A 16361-nucleotide genomic window follows, 5' to 3' on the forward strand; every position below is an offset into this window, starting at 1 on the left:
CGGAAAACGCCAAAAAAAAACCCCGAAGGCATGGCCTTCAGGGTTAACTCGAGGTTCCTATTGCGAATTGTCGCGACTGGTTCGGGGAAGCCGCGACGAATTCATAGTAGCCAGCCCCCATCGGACCCGTCTTGATCCAGGTCAAGCCCTCCTGTCCTTGTCCAGCGCCTGGGGACGGCTCAACTGCCAGCTGCGATAGGCCGCCGCCACGGCATGCGCCGACGGCAAGCGCACCACCGGTATCTCCAGCGTCGCCGCCAGCGCACGGTAACGCCGACGGTTGACCGGCGTGCTGCGCCAGATGTGGCGGATCATGTGCCATTTGACGCTATCCCGGCCACTATCGAGCCCGCCATGGCGCTGCGCATCGAAGCAGGCGCGGCGCACGTAGCGCCACAGGCTGCGCGCCGTGCTGACGTCCAGCACAATGACGCCCGTCGCACGCGCCAGTCGTTGCGGCAGCGTGATGGAGTAGTTCCCTTCCATGATCCAGACCGGCTCGCCGATGGCGGCATCGTGCAGGGCGGCGAACTCGCCGGCTGGCCGGGGAACCCAGTCGCTGTCAAGCTGGTGATAGAAGCGATCCAGATGCACGACGGGCATGCCACGCTGCTGCCCGATAGCCTGCGCGAGCGTGGACTTGCCGCTGCCCGATGGCCCCAGGATGCACACCCGCGGCCCAAGGCTGGCCAGGGTCGCAACAGGCGCGGTGCGGCGGGACATGGCTATTCCTTGAAGCATGGCGATGCCGTGATTGTAGAGCCCTGCCGCCCGGCTCTTTTCTTCTGCTGCCAGGGCGGCTAGAGTGGCAGCCCCGCTTTCCGCCCTATCTGGTTCGCCGCATGTTCAGCGCCTTTATCGCCGGTTTCGCCCTCAGCTTCAGCCTCATCCTGGCCATCGGTGCGCAGAATGCCTTCGTGCTCAAGCAAGGGCTGCGCCGTGAGCATGTATTGCTGGTGTGCCTGACCTGTGCCGTGAGTGACGCTCTGCTGATCGCAGCCGGCGTCGCCGGCTTCGCCAGCGCAACGGCGCGACTGCCCTGGCTCGAACCGGTGCTGCGGATTGGCGGCGCGGCCTTTCTGCTGTGGTATGCCGCCCGCAGCCTGCGCGCGGCCCTGCTGCCTCGGCACGCGGCGCTGCAACCAGCCACCGGAGGCAGCCACGGCGCCGCGAAAGTGCTGGCCGCCACGCTGGCCTTCACCTGGCTCAACCCGCATGTCTACCTCGACACACTGGTGTTGCTGGGCTCGATTTCCAGCCAGTACGAGGGACAGCGGCCATTGTTTGCCGCTGGCGCCATGATGGCTTCGTTCATGTTTTTCTTTGCGCTGGGATTCGGCGCCCGCCTGCTGCGCCCCATCTTCGCCAACCCGCGCGCCTGGCGTCTGCTCGATGGCCTGGTCGGGCTGTGCATGCTGGCCATCGCGCTGCATCTGCTGGCACAGGGCGCCTGACGCCCTCAGGCCGGCAACATGGCGGCCGTCTCCTTGACGTCGCGCAAGGAGAATGTCGACTGCATTTCCTTGACCCCCGCCACCTTGCGCAACTGTCGCAGCGCGAAATGCGAGTAGCTGTCCATGTCCCGGGTGACCACATGCAGCAGGTAATCGTGCTGGCCTGAAATATTGTGGCAGGCGACCACCTCCGGCATGTCGAGCACGGCCTGCTCGAAGCGGCGGCAGGTTTCTTCGGAATGGCTTTCCAGCAGAACGCTGACGAAGACCGTCAAACCCATGCCCAGCATGCGCTTGTCGAGCACAGCCTGATACCCACGGATCACGCCCAGCGACTCCAGCCGCTTGAGCCGCTTCCAGCACGGCGGCGGCGACAGGCACACGTGCTCGGCCAGCTCTGCATTGCTCATGCGGCCCTGGCGCTGCAGCAACCGCAACATTTTCAGGTCGATATCGTCCAGCCCGACCCCTGAATAATTATGTTCCATGAACACCATCCCATGAATAATTTTCTTATTCAATAGCAAAAAAAGGCAGAACCAATAGAAATTCTCGTTCCACACCCCGAGGATAAACTGATCCCCGGCCCTCCCGCCCACCCAACGCCCCTCGCGGCGCGCAATCATCCACCGGGGAATTTCTACGCATGTCGAAAAGCGCTCATCACAAAACCCACATCGGCGAACGTGCACTGCATCCAGAAACCTTGATGATGTCGTATGGCTACGACCCCTTCCTGTCGGAAGGCGCGGTCAAGCCGCCGGTTTTCCTGACCTCTACCTTTGCCTTTCGCAGCGCCGAGCACGGCGCCGAGTTCTTTGACCTGGTTTCCGGACGCAAACCGGTGCCGGAGGGCTCATCGGCCGGTCTGGTCTACAGCCGCTTCAACCACCCCAACCTGGAGATCATCGAAGACCGCCTGGCCCTGCTCGATGGCGCCGAAGCCGCTGCCGTGACGGCCAGCGGCATGGCGGCCATCAGCGCCGTGCTGTTCGCTTTCCTGAAACCGGGCGACCAGGTCGTGCAATCTTCGCCGCTCTATGGCGGCACCGAAACGCTGATCGCCAAGGTCCTGCCGTCCTGGGGCATCGGCGCCCACACCTTCGCCGACGGGCTGGCCCCGGCAGCCATGCGTCAGGCGCTGGAGCAAGCCGCCGCGCAGGGGCCGGTGCGCCTGTGCTATGTGGAAACGCCGGCCAACCCGACCAATACCCTAGTCGATCTGCAGGCCCTGCGCGCCGAGGTCGACGCTTTCGAAACGCGCCATGGCTATCGCCCCCTGATCGTCTGCGACAACACCTTGCTGGGCCCGGTGTTCCAGAAGCCCCTGGCACATGGCGCAGATCTCTGCGTGTACTCGCTCACCAAGTATGTCGGCGGTCACAGCGACCTGGTGGCCGGCGGCGTGACGGGCAGCCGCCCCCTGATCGATCGGGTGCGTTCGCTGCGCAGCGCCCTGGGTTCGCAGCTCGATCCGCACTCGTCCTGGATGATTTCGCGCTCGCTGGAGACGCTCTCGCTGCGCATGCGCCATGCCGCCCGGTCCGGCAGCAAGCTGGCCCGCTGGCTGGCCCATGAGGCCCCCGAACCGATCAAGGTGCTGCATCCCGAAACCATCGAAGATCCCGCCTACCAGGCCGTCTACCGCCGCCAGTGCAGCGGCCCCGGCTCGACGTTTTCCTTTGTGCTCGATGGCGGCCGGGCGCGCGCCTTCCGATTCATCAACGCGCTGCAGCTGTTCAAGTCGGCGGTCAGCCTGGGCGGCACCGAGTCCCTGATCTGCCATCCGGCCTCGACCACCCAGTCGGGCGTGCCGGCCGAACTGCGCGAACAAGCGGGCGTACCCGAAGGCCTGATCCGCCTGTCGATCGGCCTGGAGCATGAAGACGACCTGCTGGCAGACCTGCAACAGGCGCTGGCGCAATCGTGACCCCGCGCAGCGGCCCCGGCCGGGCCGCTGCGCGCCCGCCTAGCCGATCTTGATATTGGCGCGGCGGGCCACCTCCGCCCATCGCGCGACCTCATCGCGCGTCAGTTCGGCCAACTGCTCGGGCGTGCCGCCCCCTGCCTCGGCGCCCATCTCCACCCAGCGCCGGGTAAAGGCCGGGTCCGCGAAGCCGGCATTGATGGCCTTGTTCAAGGCCGCCACGGCTTGCGGCGGCGTGCCGGCCGGCGCGAAGATGCCATACCAGCTGGTGGCGTCATAGTTGGGCGCGCCGCTCTCGGCCACCGTCGGCACATCGGGCAGATGGGCCGAACGCTGCGACGAGGTCACCGCAATGGCCCGCACGCTGCCTGCGCGGATATGCTGAATCGCAGAAGGCATGGTCTCGAACATCATGTGCACGTTGCCCGCGATGATGTCCACGATGGCCGGCGCCGAGCCCCGGTAGGGCACATGCGTCATCTCGGTGCCGGTGGCATCCTTGAAATACTCGGCCATGAGGTGCTGCATGGTGCCGGCGCCCGGCGTGGCGTAGCTGTACTTGTCCGGATCGGCTTTCAGCAAGGCCACCAGCTCCTGGACATTGTTTGCCGGCAGATCCTTGTTGACGATCAGCACATGGTTGACCCGGCCCAGAAAGCCCACCGGGGTAAGCTCGCGAATGTCGTAGCCCAGCTTGGGATAGACGGACTGCGCGATCGCATGGTGCACCGCCCCGAACAGCACCGTATACCCGTCGGCGCGCGCCTTGGCCACCATGTCGGCGCCCAGCGTGCCGCCCGCGCCGCCCCGGTTCTCCACGATCACAGTCTGGCCCAGGCCGCTGCGCAACGGCTCGGCCAGCAGGCGCGAAAGGATATCGACCGTACCGCCAGGCGCATACGGCGCGACCAGGCGCACGGGTTGCGCCGGATACGTCGCCTGCGCCAGCACGCGCCCCATCGGCGCCAGCGCCGCCAGCGCCAGCCATTGCCGTCTGTTCATACTTGTCTCCTGATAGTGGGCTCTCTGAAGGAGCCTGGTTGGGATATGGCATCGGCCGCCGTGCATGCACGGCATCAGCCGCCACGGACGGTTCAGCCAGTCTATGCAGCCCCCGCCGCAGGAGCAATTGAGCTTTGCTTCAAGTCTGCACGCCGCCGCCGGCCCTACAATCCCACCTCATTGAATCCGGAATTCCCCCTCCATGCGCGCCGACCGCAAGCCAGATCCCGCCCTCTTCCTGAATACGCTGCCCCTGATGGATACCCGCGCCCCCGTGGAGTTTGCCAAGGGGGCCTTTCCCGGCGCAGTCAATCTGCCCCTCATGAATGATCGCGAGCGCGAACAGGTCGGTCTTTGCTACGCCCGCGAAGGCCAGCAGGCGGCCCTCGAGCTGGGCCATCGCCTGGTCAGCGGTCCCTTGCGGCAAGCGCGCCTGCAGGCCTGGGCCGACTTCGCCCGCGCCCACCCCGAGGGCTATCTGTACTGTTTTCGCGGCGGGCTACGCTCGCAGATCGTGCAGACCTGGCTACGCACCGAAGCGGGTATCGACTACCCCCGCATCGAAGGCGGCTACAAAGCCATGCGCAGCCTGCTGCTCGACACCTTGGAGCGTGGCGTGGCCGAATGCGGCCTGCTGGTGCTGGGCGGCATGACCGGCACCGGCAAAACCGAGGTGCTGCAACGGCTGCCCGACAGCCTGGATCTGGAAGGCCATGCCCGCCATCGCGGCTCCAGCTTTGGCCGCCAGGCCGAGCCCCAACCCGCGCAGATCGACTTCGACAATCAACTGGCCATCGATATGCTGCGCAAGCGCCATGCCGGCTGGCAACGCTTCGTGGTCGAAGACGAAGGGCAGGCCATCGGCAGTTGCAGCCTGCCAGCCGGGCTGTATCGGCGCATGCAGCAAAGCCCGATGGTATGGCTGGAAGACAGCCGCGAGCAGCGCATCGAACGCATCCTGCGCGACTACGTGATCGATCTGTGCGCCGCCTTGCAGCAACAGGCCGGTCCGCAGGCAGGCTTCGAGGACTTTGCCCGACGTCTGCGCGATAGTCTGGACCGCATCCAGAAACGGCTGGGCGGCCTGCGCCATCGGCAGCTGGCCGCCAGCATGGATGCCGCCCTGGCCGAGCAAGGCCGCAGCGGCCGGGTCGACCTGCACCGGGAATGGATCGCCGGCCTGCTGGCGCAGTACTACGACCCCATGTATGCCTATCAACGTACGCTCAAGCAGGAGCGCATCGTCTTTGCCGGCGAACGCGAGGCCGTGCTGGAGTATCTGCGCGCCAGCGCCCGGCAGGCCTGAGACGCCCGGCTGCGCTTTAGGGCCCGCGCGGCACGATCAGGCGGCAGCGCAAGCCGCCGCCGGGCGCATTTTCCAGCCTCAGCCGCCCGCCGAACCGCCGGGCGATGGCTGCCACGATGGCCAGGCCCAGGCCGCTGCCCTCGACCTGCTGGCCCCCGCGCCAGAACGGCTCGACCGCCAGGCGCAAGGCGTTTTCATCCAGACCGGCGCCCTGATCGCACACCTGGATCTCGATCTCGCCGTCCTGCGCCCGGGCGGTCAGGGTCACAGATCCCGACGAGTATTTCAGGGCATTGTCCAGCAAGTTGCGCACCGCACTGGCCAGCAGAGGCGCCGGCAACGCCACCCGCAGGCCGGCCGGCGGCAGACGCAGCTCCAGGCGCGAGCGCTCCAGCCCCTCCAGCGCCAGCCCCAGGGCATAGGGCAGCTCGCAACCCGGCGTCTGCGCCGGCCCCGCCGCCGCGGCGGGATCGCCTTGCAGCCCGGCATCCTCGCCCGCAGACGAGTACTCGGCTCGCGTCAAGGCGAGCAACTGATCGATCAGGTGGCGCAACCGGTCGGCGCCCTGCACCGCGCTGCCCAGCGACTGCCGCCAGGCGGCATTGACCTCGGCCGGCGCCAGCCGCTCCAGGATCTGCAAATGGGTCTTGACCACCGTCAGCGGGGTACGGATCTCGTGGGCGGCGTTGTCGGCGAAACGGCGCTCACGTTGCAGGGCCAGCCGCATGCGTTGCAGCAGTCCATCGATGGTCTGCGTAAACGGTTGCAGTTCGCGCGGCACGCGCGCCTGGGAAACATCCAGCCGCTGCAAAGGCACATCGGCCGTCAGCAACCGCCGCACCCGCTCCAGCGGCGCGAGCCCCTGCCCGATGCCCAGCCACAGCAAGCCCAGCCCGGCCAGCAGGCATACCCCGAAAGGCAGCAAAGCGGTCAGGGCTACCTCGCGCTTGAGGCTGTCGCGCAGATCAAGGCGGTCGGCGGTGGCGATGCGCAGATCCCCCTGCTCCAGCACATAGGTGCGCCAGCGCACCCCCTTCTGATCGAGGTAAGCCAGGCCATCGGCGGCAGCCTGCAGCTTGGGGCTGCCCGGCGTGCGCGCCAGCGTGCGGGTCAGCACTTCGGCACGCCACTCGCTGACCTCGCACGCCACACCGTCGCGCGCCAGCACATCGATGGAGGCCGGATCCTTCAACGGCGCATCGGCCTGCGGCTGCGGCCACTGCGTAATCAGGCGCGCCACCATGTTGGCCGAGGCCGCCAGACGCGAGTCCAGCGCCTCGTCAAGCTGATCGGCGGCGCGGTGATACATCCATATCATCATGGTGCCGCCCAGCAGCAACCAGGTCAGGCCCAGCAAGGCCAGCAGCCGGGCGCGCAGGCTCATGGCTCGCCCAGCCGGTAGCCCAGGCCTCGCACCGTCTCGACAATGCCGGCACCCAGCTTGCGGCGCAACTTATGGATGTGCACGTTCACGGCATTGCTTTCGACACTGTCGCTATAGCCATACAGGCTATCGCGCAGCTGCTCTGCGGTCAGTATCTGTTGAGGATGCTGCAACAGCACGCGCAGCACCCCCAGTTCGCGGCGCGCCAGCGCCACTTCCTTGCCATGCAGCCAGACGGCCCCCGAAGCCAGATGCACGGTCAGCGGCCCATGCTGGATACGGTCGGCGCTGTGTCCGGCCGTGCGTCGGATCACGGCATGCAGGCGCGCGCCCAGTTCATCCAGGTCGAAGGGTTTGAGAATGAAATCATCGGCGCCGGCCTGCAGGGCCTGCACGCGATGCGAAGGATGATCGCGCGCGCTCAGGACCAGCACCGGCACGCTGCATTGCCGCAGCCGCCACTGGTGCAACAACGACATCCCGTCGCGATCGGGCAGGCCCAGATCCAGCAGACAGGCATCGAAATGCGAGGTCATGAGCGCCGAGTCGGCCAGTTCGGCGCTCCCCACGGCATCGACCACGAAATCCTGTAATCCCAGGCCAGCCTGAATGCCTTGCGCTACCAGCATATCGTCTTCGACCAGCAAGATGCGCATTCGCCATTACTCCCAGGATCTTTAAATAACCAATAACAATAAGTTTATTACCTGGTGGAATGTTAAAAAAGTCGGGGACTAACCCTGGCTTAATCCATTCGCGGCACAATCGCGCCCATGCACACGACCTTGATGCCGCCTGCCGGCCTGTTTCTATCTCCTGCCCCGGTCCGCCCGCCTGTCTGCACGGAGCTGGCATGGGCATGACCACGATCGGCCCGCTGGTGCTGCCCAACGCCGTGCTGCTGCTGTTGGCGGCCCTGGCGACCGCCCTGCTGGTCGAGCGCCTGCTGCGCACCGCCGCCTCCCCCCGGCTGCCGGACATGCTGCTGCTGTGCAGCGCGCTGCTGGGTGCGCGGACGGCCTATGTGCTGATGAACCTGCCGGCCTACCGAAGCCAGCCCTGGTCGGTCTTCAATATCCGCGATGGTGGCTGGTCCTGGCCGGTCGGCCTGGCCTGCGCCTGGCTGGTGACCGCCTGGCTGCTGTATCGTCGCCCGGCCCAGCGGCGCAACCTGCTGGTTGCAATGAGCGCGGCCAGCCTGGTGTGGTTGAGCGGCGTGCTGTTGCCGGCCAACCCCGACGCGGGCCGCCCGATGCACGAACAGCGTTTCGCCGATGTGCAGGGCGAACCACACCAGACGGCAAGCCTGCTGGGCAAGCCCACGGTGGTCAACCTGTGGGCCAGCTGGTGCCCGCCCTGCCAGCGGGAGATGCCGGCCTTCGCCGCAGTGCAGGCAGAGCATCCGGATATCAACATGGTGTTTCTCAACCAGGGAGAAACGCCGGCAGCGGTGCAGCAGTTTCTGGACCGGCTGGGTCAACCCCTGGAGCATGTCTGGCTGGACCCGGCCAGCGAATGGTCGCGCATCTACGGATCGGGCGCGCTGCCCACCACGCTGTTCTTCGATGCCCGGGGCAAGCTGGCCGGGGTGCGCATGGGAGAACTGTCGCGCGCCACCCTCACCGACCACATCCTGAAGCTCAAACAACAAAGCGCGCCCTGAGGCGCGCTGTTAATGCCGCGTTAATTCTCTCCTTCTATCCTGCGGGCAGGTAACGCCTCGATAACAACTCGATTCAACCGAGGCAGGAGGAAGCATGCACCGACAACTGGATCCCGGCCCGCGCGGCCCGGGCGCTTCACGCATCTTCACGGGAAAGAGAGCTAAATGAACACCACGCTGGGAATCCTGCTGGCGTTGAGCTTCGTCGTCTCCCTGGCCGCTCTGGGCGTATTGATTTGGGCCATCGTCAATCGCCAGATAAGCGCAGGGAAAGCCGAAGCCTCGACCATTTTCCTGGACGGCGAAGCCGGCCATCTCGACGACCCTTCTTCGGCCGCCGACGACCACCGCTATGACGCCGAGCGCGCCGGCGTGGACCGCCCCGGGCGCAAGGTCGTGCTCACGCTGGTGAGCGTGGCGACGATCTTCCTGATCGTCGGCTCGCTGTTCGGCATGATCGCGTCCCTGAAGCTGCACATGCCGGACTGGCTGTCCGACCTGGCCTTCACCACTTTCGGCCGGGCCCGCACAGTGCACCTGAATCTGGTCGCCTATGGCTGGCTTTCGGTGGCCGGCTTTGCCGTCATGCTGTGGATCCTGCCGCGCATGTTCCGCACGCCTCTGCACCGTCCCGGCGCAGCCATCGTCGGCGGCGTGATCTGGACCATCGGCGTGGCCGCCGGCGGCATCGCCATCGCCAGCGGCTGGAACGACGGCCAGGAATGGCTGGAGATCCCCTGGCAGATCGACATCATCCTGGCGGTGGGCGGCCTGTTCCTGGCCTGGTCGGCGCTGGCCACCGCACGCAAGCGCCAGGTGAACCACATCTACGTCACCGGCTGGTACTTTCTGGCCGGTCTGGCCTGGTTCCCGATGCTGTTCTTCATTGCCAACATCCCTGGCATCTACAGCGGCGCGCAACAGGCGACGGTGAACTGGTGGTTCGCACACAACGTGCTGGGCCTGTGGCTCACGCCGCTGGGCGTGGGCACGGCCTACTATCTGATCCCCAAGATCATCGGCAAGCCCATTTTCTCCTACAGCGTGTCGCTGCTGGGCTTCTGGGGCCTGGCGCTGTTCTACAGCCAGGTCGGCATCCACCACCTGATCGGCGGCCCCGTCCCGACCTGGGTCGTGACGCTGTCGGTGGTGCACAGCGTGATGATGTTCATCCCCGTGATCGCCGTCGCCCTGAACCAGCACGTCACCGTGCTGCAGAATCTGTGGGCGTTCAAGCAATCGATGGCGCTGCGCTTTGTCTGGACCGGTGCGCTGATGTATACCGCGGCGTCCTTTCAGGGTTCGCTGGAAGCGGTGCGCTCGATCAACTCCATCACGCACTTCACCCACTACACCGTGGGCCATGCGCACCTGGGCGCCTACGCCTTCGTGTCGGTGGTGATGTTCGGCGCCTTCTACTACATGCTGCCCCACCTGACGGGCAAGCGCTGGCCGTGGCCGCGCATGATCACGCTGCACTACTGGTTGACCGTGATCGGCTTTGCGATCTACTTCCTGTCGCTGTCGATCGGTGGCTTCTTCCAGGGCATGCAGCTGATGGACGTCACCACCAGCTTTGCGCAGATCACGCGCGACATCCTTCCCTACCTTGAGGGCCGCTCCCTGGGCGGTGGCCTGATGACCCTGGGCCACCTGATCTTCGGCGCCCATGTCTTCGCGCTGCTCTGTGGCCAGCGCAAAGGAGCCGTATGAACCGCGTCGTCTCTCTCCTGATCGGCGCCGTCGCCATCCTGGTGTTCGCGACGATTTTCCTGGTGCTGCTGCCGGCCTGGCAGATCCGCAGCGCCGAGGCGCCCCAAGGGCTGCAGAACTACACCGTAGAGCAATTGCGCGGCCGCGAGGTCTACATTGCCAACGGCTGTGTCTACTGTCATAGCCAGCAACCGCGCTCGACCGGCCAGACGCTCTCGGATATGTCGCGCGGCTGGGGCCGGGCGTCCACGCCGGGCGACTACACCTATGACTCGCCTCACCTGCTGGGCACCATGCGCACCGGGCCGGACCTGCTGAACGTCGGTACCCGCCTGCCCAGCCGTGACTGGCAGCTCACCCACCTGTACCAGCCGCGCGCCATCTTCGACTGGAGCATCATGCCGGCCTACCCCTACCTCTTCGAGGTCAAGGACAAGCCCGCGCAGGGCGACGTCGTGGTCAAGCTACCCGACGCGTACCGTCCCAAGGACGGCGGCGTGGTCGTGGCCAGCCAGCAGGCGCTGGATCTGGTCGACTACCTCCTTAGCCTGAATCGCAACTACCCGGTGACCCCGACGGAAGCCGGCATGCGCGACCAGGGTTATGACCCCACCATCCGGCCTGCAGGCAAAGGGCAGCCATGAACACCGGAAAACAAAGCAAACCGCAACGCGTCGATCAGATCGACCCGGCCTTCGATCCCTGGGAACAATCCCGCCCCATCCCGCTGTTTCTGCTGGCGCTGTTCATCGCGCTGGCCGTCTGGGGCGCTTTCAGCTACATCAATGACCTGCACCCGGTACGTGACAACGAGCTCGGGCAGATCACTGAGCCGCTGGGCCCGCAGTCGCCCGACCCGGCGGCGCCGCTGCTGGTCACCCAGGGCAACGACGCTGTCTGGAGCTGTGCTTCCTGCCACGGCGCCCGTGGCGAAGGCGCCGGCCTGACACCGCGCCTTGCCGCGTTGCCGCAGACCTACCTGGCCAAACAGTTGCAAGACTTCGCCAACGGCTCGCGCCTGAATGGCTCGATGCGCTATGTGGCGCAACACCTGGAGCCGGCCGACATCGAAGCCGTGGCACGCTATTACGCCAACCTGCCTGTGCCGCCGCCGCCAGCGCGCGACCTGGGCGCCGCCCTGGAACGTGGCGAAGCGCTCAGCCGCTATGGCGACTGGAAACTCAACATTCCGGCCTGCGTGACCTGCCATGGCCCCAACGGCGAAGGCGTGGGTGCGGACTTCCCGCCGCTGGCCGGCCAGCAACCCGAATACCTGTTCAACCAGCTGGCAGCCTGGAAAGGCGGCGAGCGCCACAACTCGCCGCAACGCCTCATGGACGACATCGCTTCGCGCATGAGCGACCAGGACATGTGGGCCATCGCCCAGTACTTCGGGTCCATTCGCCCCTGAGCAACGGAGACAGCCTCATGAACCAAGACTCCAACGGCAAACCCGCAGGCTCGCTGCCCGCACGCCTGGCCAAGGCCACGATCTTCGGCCTGGGCCTGTTCGCCGCCGGCTACGGCATCTACAAGACCGGCGTCTTCGGCGATCTCTACGCCATGATCGGCGGCCAGGTCACGCAGGCCGTCACGGCGCCGCCCTACTCGCGCGCCGAGATGTATGCCGACCGCAAGGCCTACGCCAAGGATCCGACTGGCGCGGCCCCGCCGCGCATGCCGGTGGGCGCCGATGGCTACTACATCCCGCCCGCCGAAGCCGACCTGCCCAAAGGGCCGTATGGCGATGCCGTCAAGCGCGGACGCGACATCTTCACCCAGACCGGCGTGATGGTGAAAGCCAACGTCGGCAACGCCATGGCCTGTGTCAACTGCCACATCGACGCAGGCCGGCGCGAACACTCCGCGCCGATGTGGGGCGCTTACGGCGCCTACCCCGCCTATCGGAGCAAGACCGGCAGCATCAGCACGCTCGAAGACCGGATCCAGGGCTGCTTCACGTACTCCATGAATGCGCAGGATTCGCCCTCTGGCCACGCGCCCGAAGCGGGCAGCGATGTCTACCGGGACCTCATTACCTACATGGCCTGGCTGGCCGATGGCGCGCCTGCCGGCGAGAAACTCCCCGGCGCCCTGTACCCGAAAGTCCCCAAACCCAAGGATGGCTATGATTTGACGCGTGGCAAGGCCGTGTACGAGCAGAACTGCGCGCTCTGCCATGGCGACAAAGGCCAGGGCACGCGCAACGCCCAGGACGGCGTGACCTTCCCGCCGCTGTGGGGCCCGCTGTCGTACAACTGGGGCGCCGGCATGGCCCGCATCGATACCGCAGCCGGTTTCGTGAAGGCCAACATGCCGATGGGCAAGCCATACTCGCTCACCGACCAGCAGGCCTGGGACGTCGCCGCCTATCTCAACAGCCATGAACGGCCCAAGGATCCACGCCAGACCGGCACGGTAGCCGAAGCTGCGCGCGACTTCCATGCCGGCGAAGAAAGCTACTACGGCAAGGAGCTCAACGGCTGGCTGCTCGGCACCGGCGTGTCGGTCCGCTAAGCGTCATGGATCTGGAGCAGGTCCGCCCGGCAGGCCGCATGGTGTTTGCCGTCCACGGGCTCTGGTGCACCAGCTGCGCCATGGTCCTGCAGCGGGTCCTGCTGCGCCTGCCAGGCGTGACCTCGGCCAGCGTGAACTTCACCTCCGGCTCAGCCTTGCTGACCTGGGATCCAGACAGCATCGATTTCACCGAGGTCTTCGCCCGCGCCGAAGCGCTGGGCTACGAACTCGCCCCGCTGCAAAGCGCCGATGACGGCGCGCTGGCGCGCCAGGCGGCGCGCATCCGCATGCAATTGCTGATCGCCGTGGTGTTCGGCATGTGGAGCATGCTGGGTTCCTGGGTGTTGTATCTCAACGCCGATCAGCTGGAAAATGGTCAGGCGCTGGGCATAGCCTGGGCTGTCTTCGCCTTCGGGCTACCCGTGGTCGGTTATGCCGGCCTGGACTTCTACCGCGCCGCCAGCCGCACGCTGCGCGCCGGCCTGGCCGGCATGGACGCCCTCATAACCCTGGGCGTATTCGGTTCCGTGCTGGTCACGCTCTGGGAACTGCTCGAAGGCCGGCCCCAGGTCTACATGGATGCGGCCACCATGCTGATCACCTTCCTGCTGGCTGGCCGCTTGATCGAGATCCATGCCCGGCAACAAAGCCGGCTTGCCGTCGACGCACTCAAGCAACTCGCACCCGAGGTCGTCACCCTGATCGATGAACCCGGCGCCGAGCCGCGCGTCTGCCGGCTCGACGAAGTGCAGGTGGGCCACACCGCCCTGGTGCGCGCCAATGAGCGTATCGCCGTCGATGGTGAAGTCATCGCCGGCTCCAGCACGCTGGACCGTTCTCTCATGACGGGAGAATCCCTGCCCGCCCCGGCCAACGTGGGCGACACTGTGCTGGCGGGCACCGTCAACCTGCAAGGCGCGCTGACCTTACGCGTGACCGCCGTCCAGGGCCAGCGCCGGATCGATCTGCTGGGCCTGCGCATGCTGGAACTCTTTGGCGCACGATCCTCGCTCTCGGAAACCGCCGAACGCTTCGTGCGCTGGCTGCTGCCCATCGTGCTGGTGGTCGCCCTGGCCGCGCTGGCGCGCTACCTCTGGATCGGCATGCCGGCCGATCGTGCCATTCTCGGTGCCCTGGGCATTCTGGTGGCAGCCTGCCCCTGCGCGGTCGGACTGGCCATGCCGCTAGCCTATACCCTGGCATGCCGGCAGGCCGCCGAACAGGGCATCCTGCTGCGCGACCCGGTCAGCGTCGAAGGCTTGGCACAGGCCCGGGTCATCGCCTTCGACAAAACCGGCACCCTCACCAGCGGAAAGCTGGCCCTGCGCGCGATCGACGCCGCCCCGGGTTGCACCGAAGACCAGCTCCTGCGCCTGGCCATCGAAGCCGAAAGCGTGGTCAGCCATCCGATCGCCGAAGCCTTGCGCCGCGCGGGAGCGCAACGCGAGCTGCCCCTCGATGGCAACGCCACGCAACACCGCGCGCACCCGCGCGGCGTTTCCATGCAGACCGACGAGGGCGCCCTGATACGCGTCGGCGCACGCGACTGGCTGCTGGAGTGCGGAGTGCAGGCCGTGCCTCAGGATGAGCCGGGCGTCATCCATATCGCGCGCGATGCGAATTGGCTGGGCGCCCTGCACTTTCATGACAGCCTGCGACCGGAAGCAAGGGGCACGCTGCAGGCCCTGCGGGCGCAAGGTGCCAGACTTTGGCTGATCACCGGCGACACTGCCGCCGCCGCGCAAAGCCTGCAACATGAACTGGGCGTGCCATTCGAGCAGATCCACGCGCAGGCCAGCCCGGAAGACAAAGCCACCCTGCTGCGCACCGAAAGCGCAGCCTTCGTGGGTGATGGCGCCAATGACGGCCTGGTGCTGGCCAGCGCCGCCTGCGGCGTGGCCATACCGGGCGCGAGCACCGTCGCCGTCGCGGCCGCGGGCGTGGTCATCGCTCAAGGCGGCCTCGCGCCGCTGATGCAGGCGCGCCGCATTGCCCTGCGCATGGTCCGCATCGGCCGCCAAAACCTGGCCTTCTCACTGATCTACAACGTGGCGGTGGTCGCTCTATTCTTTGCGACCGGGGTTACTCCCTTCGCCGCCGCCGTGGCCATGCTGTTGAGCAGCCTGTCGGTACTGCTCAATACCAGCAGGCTGATGCGCGGCAGCCCTCCCGGCCACAGCCCTGTCTCAACGGCCGCCGCCTAGGGCAGCCTACTTTGGGCAAGCCTGTGTCAGGGCTTGCGGTACGGCCAGGTCATGCCCGATGGTCACTGCCGTCGCTTTCACGGCCTTGAACGCCTTGGATGCCTGCGCATTGAACTGATCATCGCAATTGAAGCCCAGGTCCATCACGTAATCCTCGCCGCGCGCCTTGAGCATCTGTGCCTCCCAGTCGCCGGCCGCCGACAGCGCGGCATCCTCGACTTGTTCGGCCTCCAGCAGCACCTGCAGAAATTGCGCTGCACGCGGACCATCCCAGAAGCCATACACCACAGGATCCGCAGCATTGCCGCAGGACATCAGGCAGTCCGCCATGTATTTCAGCGGGCCGGCGGTTTTCTCGAAGCCGCCGAAACTCAGGGCCTGATTTTTGGGTGGCGCATAAGCGTCGATGAAAGAAGACAGGTCGGGCTGGCACTTCGGGCCGATCTCCAGCCGCAAGGCCTGCGCCTGGCCGGCGACGATGGTGGCCTCCACCGGGCAACCCTGCACCTCGAACTCATGCACATCGCCAAATTCACTGCGCGGCACCCCGGCCACCGACTCCAGGTAGCGCTGCGTCGCGCCCAGCATCTTGCCGTTGAATACCTCATCCAATTTGGCCGCCTGCACCGGTGCCCACAGACCTGCGAGCAATGCGGCTGCCATCATTCCCCTGTATCCCATACGCATAGATATTCCTGCAAAAAAAATGTCCCGGGACGTCTGTTCACGCCTGCCGGCGCCTAGTCCGGGCAAGCGCTGCGAGATCTCGACAGCAGACCGCCCACGGCCGACGCCAGCCGGCACGAAGCCAGGCCGAACCGGCCTGGCGAGAGACGTACGTCAGCGTACGAAATCCAGGGCTAGCCCCTATTCTCTGTACGCAACACGCAATGATACAGAATGTCACGAGCCCCGCCGAACGACTCAAGCAATCTCACCGGCGACGCGACATCCGGCCAGGGTCGGCTGCGTGATCTCGTTCACGAGCGCAGGCAGACAGGGGCGGGAACCGCGCAGATCGGCGACGAAGCCCGACGATCGCGGCCATGAGGACACCAGAGGCGGTACAGCGAGGGGTAAGCGCAGGCAGAGGGATCGCCGCGCGGGCTGGCCCGAGGCGGGCCGGGGGCTGGGTTTTCCGTGGCCCCAAAAGACAAAACCCCACAAGCGTGAGCTTGTGGGGTTTTGCGA

General features: G+C 66.2%; 15 protein-coding genes. 9 read left to right on the top strand and 6 right to left on the bottom strand.

Features of this window, described 5'->3' with window-relative positions:
* Positions 1–141 precede the first annotated feature (141 nt).
* Positions 142–723 carry an isopentenyl transferase family protein gene (locus tag A7V84_RS12795; protein ID WP_063491361.1) on the bottom strand — a complete coding sequence of 194 codons (582 nt, stop codon included), beginning with the start codon at positions 721–723 and terminating at the stop codon, positions 142–144.
* Between the two features lie 119 nt (positions 724–842).
* Here A7V84_RS12795 and A7V84_RS12800 point away from each other — a divergent pair, with 119 nt between their 5' ends.
* Positions 843–1454, top strand: a complete 612-nt coding sequence (locus A7V84_RS12800) for a LysE/ArgO family amino acid transporter (RefSeq protein ID WP_063491362.1) — start codon at positions 843–845, stop codon at positions 1452–1454.
* 5 nt (positions 1455–1459) lie between these two features.
* On the opposite strand, the gene A7V84_RS12805 is transcribed toward A7V84_RS12800, so the two are convergent.
* Positions 1460–1942, bottom strand: coding sequence for an Lrp/AsnC family transcriptional regulator (locus A7V84_RS12805; protein ID WP_051348199.1), 483 nt, complete (start codon positions 1940–1942; stop codon positions 1460–1462).
* 158 nt (positions 1943–2100) lie between these two features.
* On the opposite strand from A7V84_RS12805, the gene A7V84_RS12810 reads away from it, so the two are divergent.
* A complete protein-coding gene (locus A7V84_RS12810) occupies positions 2101–3384 on the top strand; it encodes a cystathionine gamma-synthase family protein (protein WP_025513578.1) in 1284 nt (427 codons plus the stop codon).
* A gap of 39 nt (positions 3385–3423) precedes the next feature.
* Here A7V84_RS12810 and A7V84_RS12815 read toward each other — a convergent pair whose 3' ends face one another.
* Positions 3424–4383: a Bug family tripartite tricarboxylate transporter substrate binding protein gene (locus A7V84_RS12815; RefSeq protein WP_025513580.1), complete on the bottom strand. Its 960-nt coding sequence runs from the start codon at positions 4381–4383 to the stop codon at positions 3424–3426.
* Between the two features lie 202 nt (positions 4384–4585).
* On the opposite strand from A7V84_RS12815, the gene mnmH reads away from it, so the two are divergent.
* A complete protein-coding gene (mnmH, locus tag A7V84_RS12820) occupies positions 4586–5689 on the top strand; it encodes a tRNA 2-selenouridine(34) synthase MnmH (RefSeq protein ID WP_063491363.1) in 1104 nt (367 codons plus the stop codon).
* Between the two features lie 16 nt (positions 5690–5705).
* Here mnmH and A7V84_RS12825 read toward each other — a convergent pair whose 3' ends face one another.
* Together A7V84_RS12825 and A7V84_RS12830 are read right to left on the bottom strand one after the other, a co-directional pair.
* A complete protein-coding gene (locus tag A7V84_RS12825; protein ID WP_025513585.1) occupies positions 5706–7073 on the bottom strand; it encodes a sensor histidine kinase in 1368 nt (455 codons plus the stop codon).
* Complete coding sequence (locus tag A7V84_RS12830; protein WP_025513587.1) at positions 7070–7729, bottom strand: response regulator; 660 nt, start codon at positions 7727–7729, stop codon at positions 7070–7072. The genes A7V84_RS12825 and A7V84_RS12830 overlap by 4 nt, the downstream gene beginning before the upstream one ends.
* Positions 7730–7926: 197 nt before the next feature.
* Here A7V84_RS12830 and A7V84_RS12835 point away from each other — a divergent pair, with 197 nt between their 5' ends.
* The 6 genes from A7V84_RS12835 (at position 7927) to A7V84_RS12860 (ending at position 15170) form a co-directional block, all read left to right on the top strand.
* Positions 7927–8736: a TlpA disulfide reductase family protein gene (locus A7V84_RS12835; protein ID WP_157988193.1), complete on the top strand. Its 810-nt coding sequence runs from the start codon at positions 7927–7929 to the stop codon at positions 8734–8736.
* Positions 8737–8901: 165 nt separating this feature from the next.
* A complete protein-coding gene (locus tag A7V84_RS12840; protein ID WP_025513591.1) occupies positions 8902–10449 on the top strand; it encodes a cbb3-type cytochrome c oxidase subunit I in 1548 nt (515 codons plus the stop codon).
* Positions 10446–11093 (top strand): cbb3-type cytochrome c oxidase subunit II, encoded by a 648-nt coding sequence (locus A7V84_RS12845; protein WP_025513593.1) that lies wholly within the window; start codon positions 10446–10448, stop codon positions 11091–11093. Before A7V84_RS12840 ends, A7V84_RS12845 begins: the two co-directional genes overlap by 4 nt.
* Entirely contained in the window at positions 11090–11860 is a 771-nt protein-coding gene (locus A7V84_RS12850) for a c-type cytochrome (protein WP_033534554.1), read from the top strand. The genes A7V84_RS12845 and A7V84_RS12850 overlap by 4 nt, the downstream gene beginning before the upstream one ends.
* Before the next feature lie 17 nt (positions 11861–11877).
* Complete coding sequence (locus tag A7V84_RS12855) at positions 11878–12966, top strand: c-type cytochrome (protein ID WP_025513595.1); 1089 nt, start codon at positions 11878–11880, stop codon at positions 12964–12966.
* 5 nt (positions 12967–12971) lie between these two features.
* On the top strand, positions 12972–15170 hold the full coding sequence (locus tag A7V84_RS12860) for a heavy metal translocating P-type ATPase (RefSeq protein ID WP_063491364.1): 2199 nt from the start codon (positions 12972–12974) through the stop codon (positions 15168–15170).
* A gap of 6 nt (positions 15171–15176) precedes the next feature.
* Here A7V84_RS12860 and A7V84_RS12865 read toward each other — a convergent pair whose 3' ends face one another.
* On the bottom strand, positions 15177–15836 hold the full coding sequence (locus A7V84_RS12865) for a hypothetical protein (protein WP_231940112.1): 660 nt from the start codon (positions 15834–15836) through the stop codon (positions 15177–15179).
* Between the last annotated feature and the right edge of the window lie 525 nt (positions 15837–16361).

The sequence above is a fragment of the Bordetella trematum genome, from assembly GCF_900078335.1.
In the GTDB taxonomy this organism is placed as follows: Bacteria; Pseudomonadota; Gammaproteobacteria; order Burkholderiales; family Burkholderiaceae_B; genus Bordetella; species Bordetella trematum.

Excerpts from the sequence above, each read along its gene's own strand:
- A7V84_RS12860 (WP_063491364.1), top strand. The coding sequence starts at position 12,972 with ATGGATCTGGAGCAGGTCCGCCCGGCAGGCCGCATGGTGTTTGCCGTC.
- A7V84_RS12840 (WP_025513591.1), top strand. The coding sequence starts at position 8,902 with ATGAACACCACGCTGGGAATCCTGCTGGCGTTGAGCTTCGTCGTCTCC.
- A7V84_RS12845 (WP_025513593.1), top strand. The coding sequence starts at position 10,446 with ATGAACCGCGTCGTCTCTCTCCTGATCGGCGCCGTCGCCATCCTGGTG.
- A7V84_RS12805 (WP_051348199.1), bottom strand. The coding sequence starts at position 1,942 with ATGGAACATAATTATTCAGGGGTCGGGCTGGACGATATCGACCTGAAA.
- A7V84_RS12855 (WP_025513595.1), top strand. The coding sequence starts at position 11,878 with ATGAACCAAGACTCCAACGGCAAACCCGCAGGCTCGCTGCCCGCACGC.
- A7V84_RS12825 (WP_025513585.1), bottom strand. The coding sequence starts at position 7,073 with ATGAGCCTGCGCGCCCGGCTGCTGGCCTTGCTGGGCCTGACCTGGTTG.
- A7V84_RS12810 (WP_025513578.1), top strand. The coding sequence starts at position 2,101 with ATGTCGAAAAGCGCTCATCACAAAACCCACATCGGCGAACGTGCACTG.
- mnmH (WP_063491363.1), top strand. The coding sequence starts at position 4,586 with ATGCGCGCCGACCGCAAGCCAGATCCCGCCCTCTTCCTGAATACGCTG.
- A7V84_RS12850 (WP_033534554.1), top strand. The coding sequence starts at position 11,090 with ATGAACACCGGAAAACAAAGCAAACCGCAACGCGTCGATCAGATCGAC.
- A7V84_RS12800 (WP_063491362.1), top strand. The coding sequence starts at position 843 with ATGTTCAGCGCCTTTATCGCCGGTTTCGCCCTCAGCTTCAGCCTCATC.
- A7V84_RS12795 (WP_063491361.1), bottom strand. The coding sequence starts at position 723 with ATGTCCCGCCGCACCGCGCCTGTTGCGACCCTGGCCAGCCTTGGGCCG.
- A7V84_RS12815 (WP_025513580.1), bottom strand. The coding sequence starts at position 4,383 with ATGAACAGACGGCAATGGCTGGCGCTGGCGGCGCTGGCGCCGATGGGG.
- A7V84_RS12865 (WP_231940112.1), bottom strand. The coding sequence starts at position 15,836 with ATGATGGCAGCCGCATTGCTCGCAGGTCTGTGGGCACCGGTGCAGGCG.
- A7V84_RS12835 (WP_157988193.1), top strand. The coding sequence starts at position 7,927 with ATGGGCATGACCACGATCGGCCCGCTGGTGCTGCCCAACGCCGTGCTG.
- A7V84_RS12830 (WP_025513587.1), bottom strand. The coding sequence starts at position 7,729 with ATGCGCATCTTGCTGGTCGAAGACGATATGCTGGTAGCGCAAGGCATT.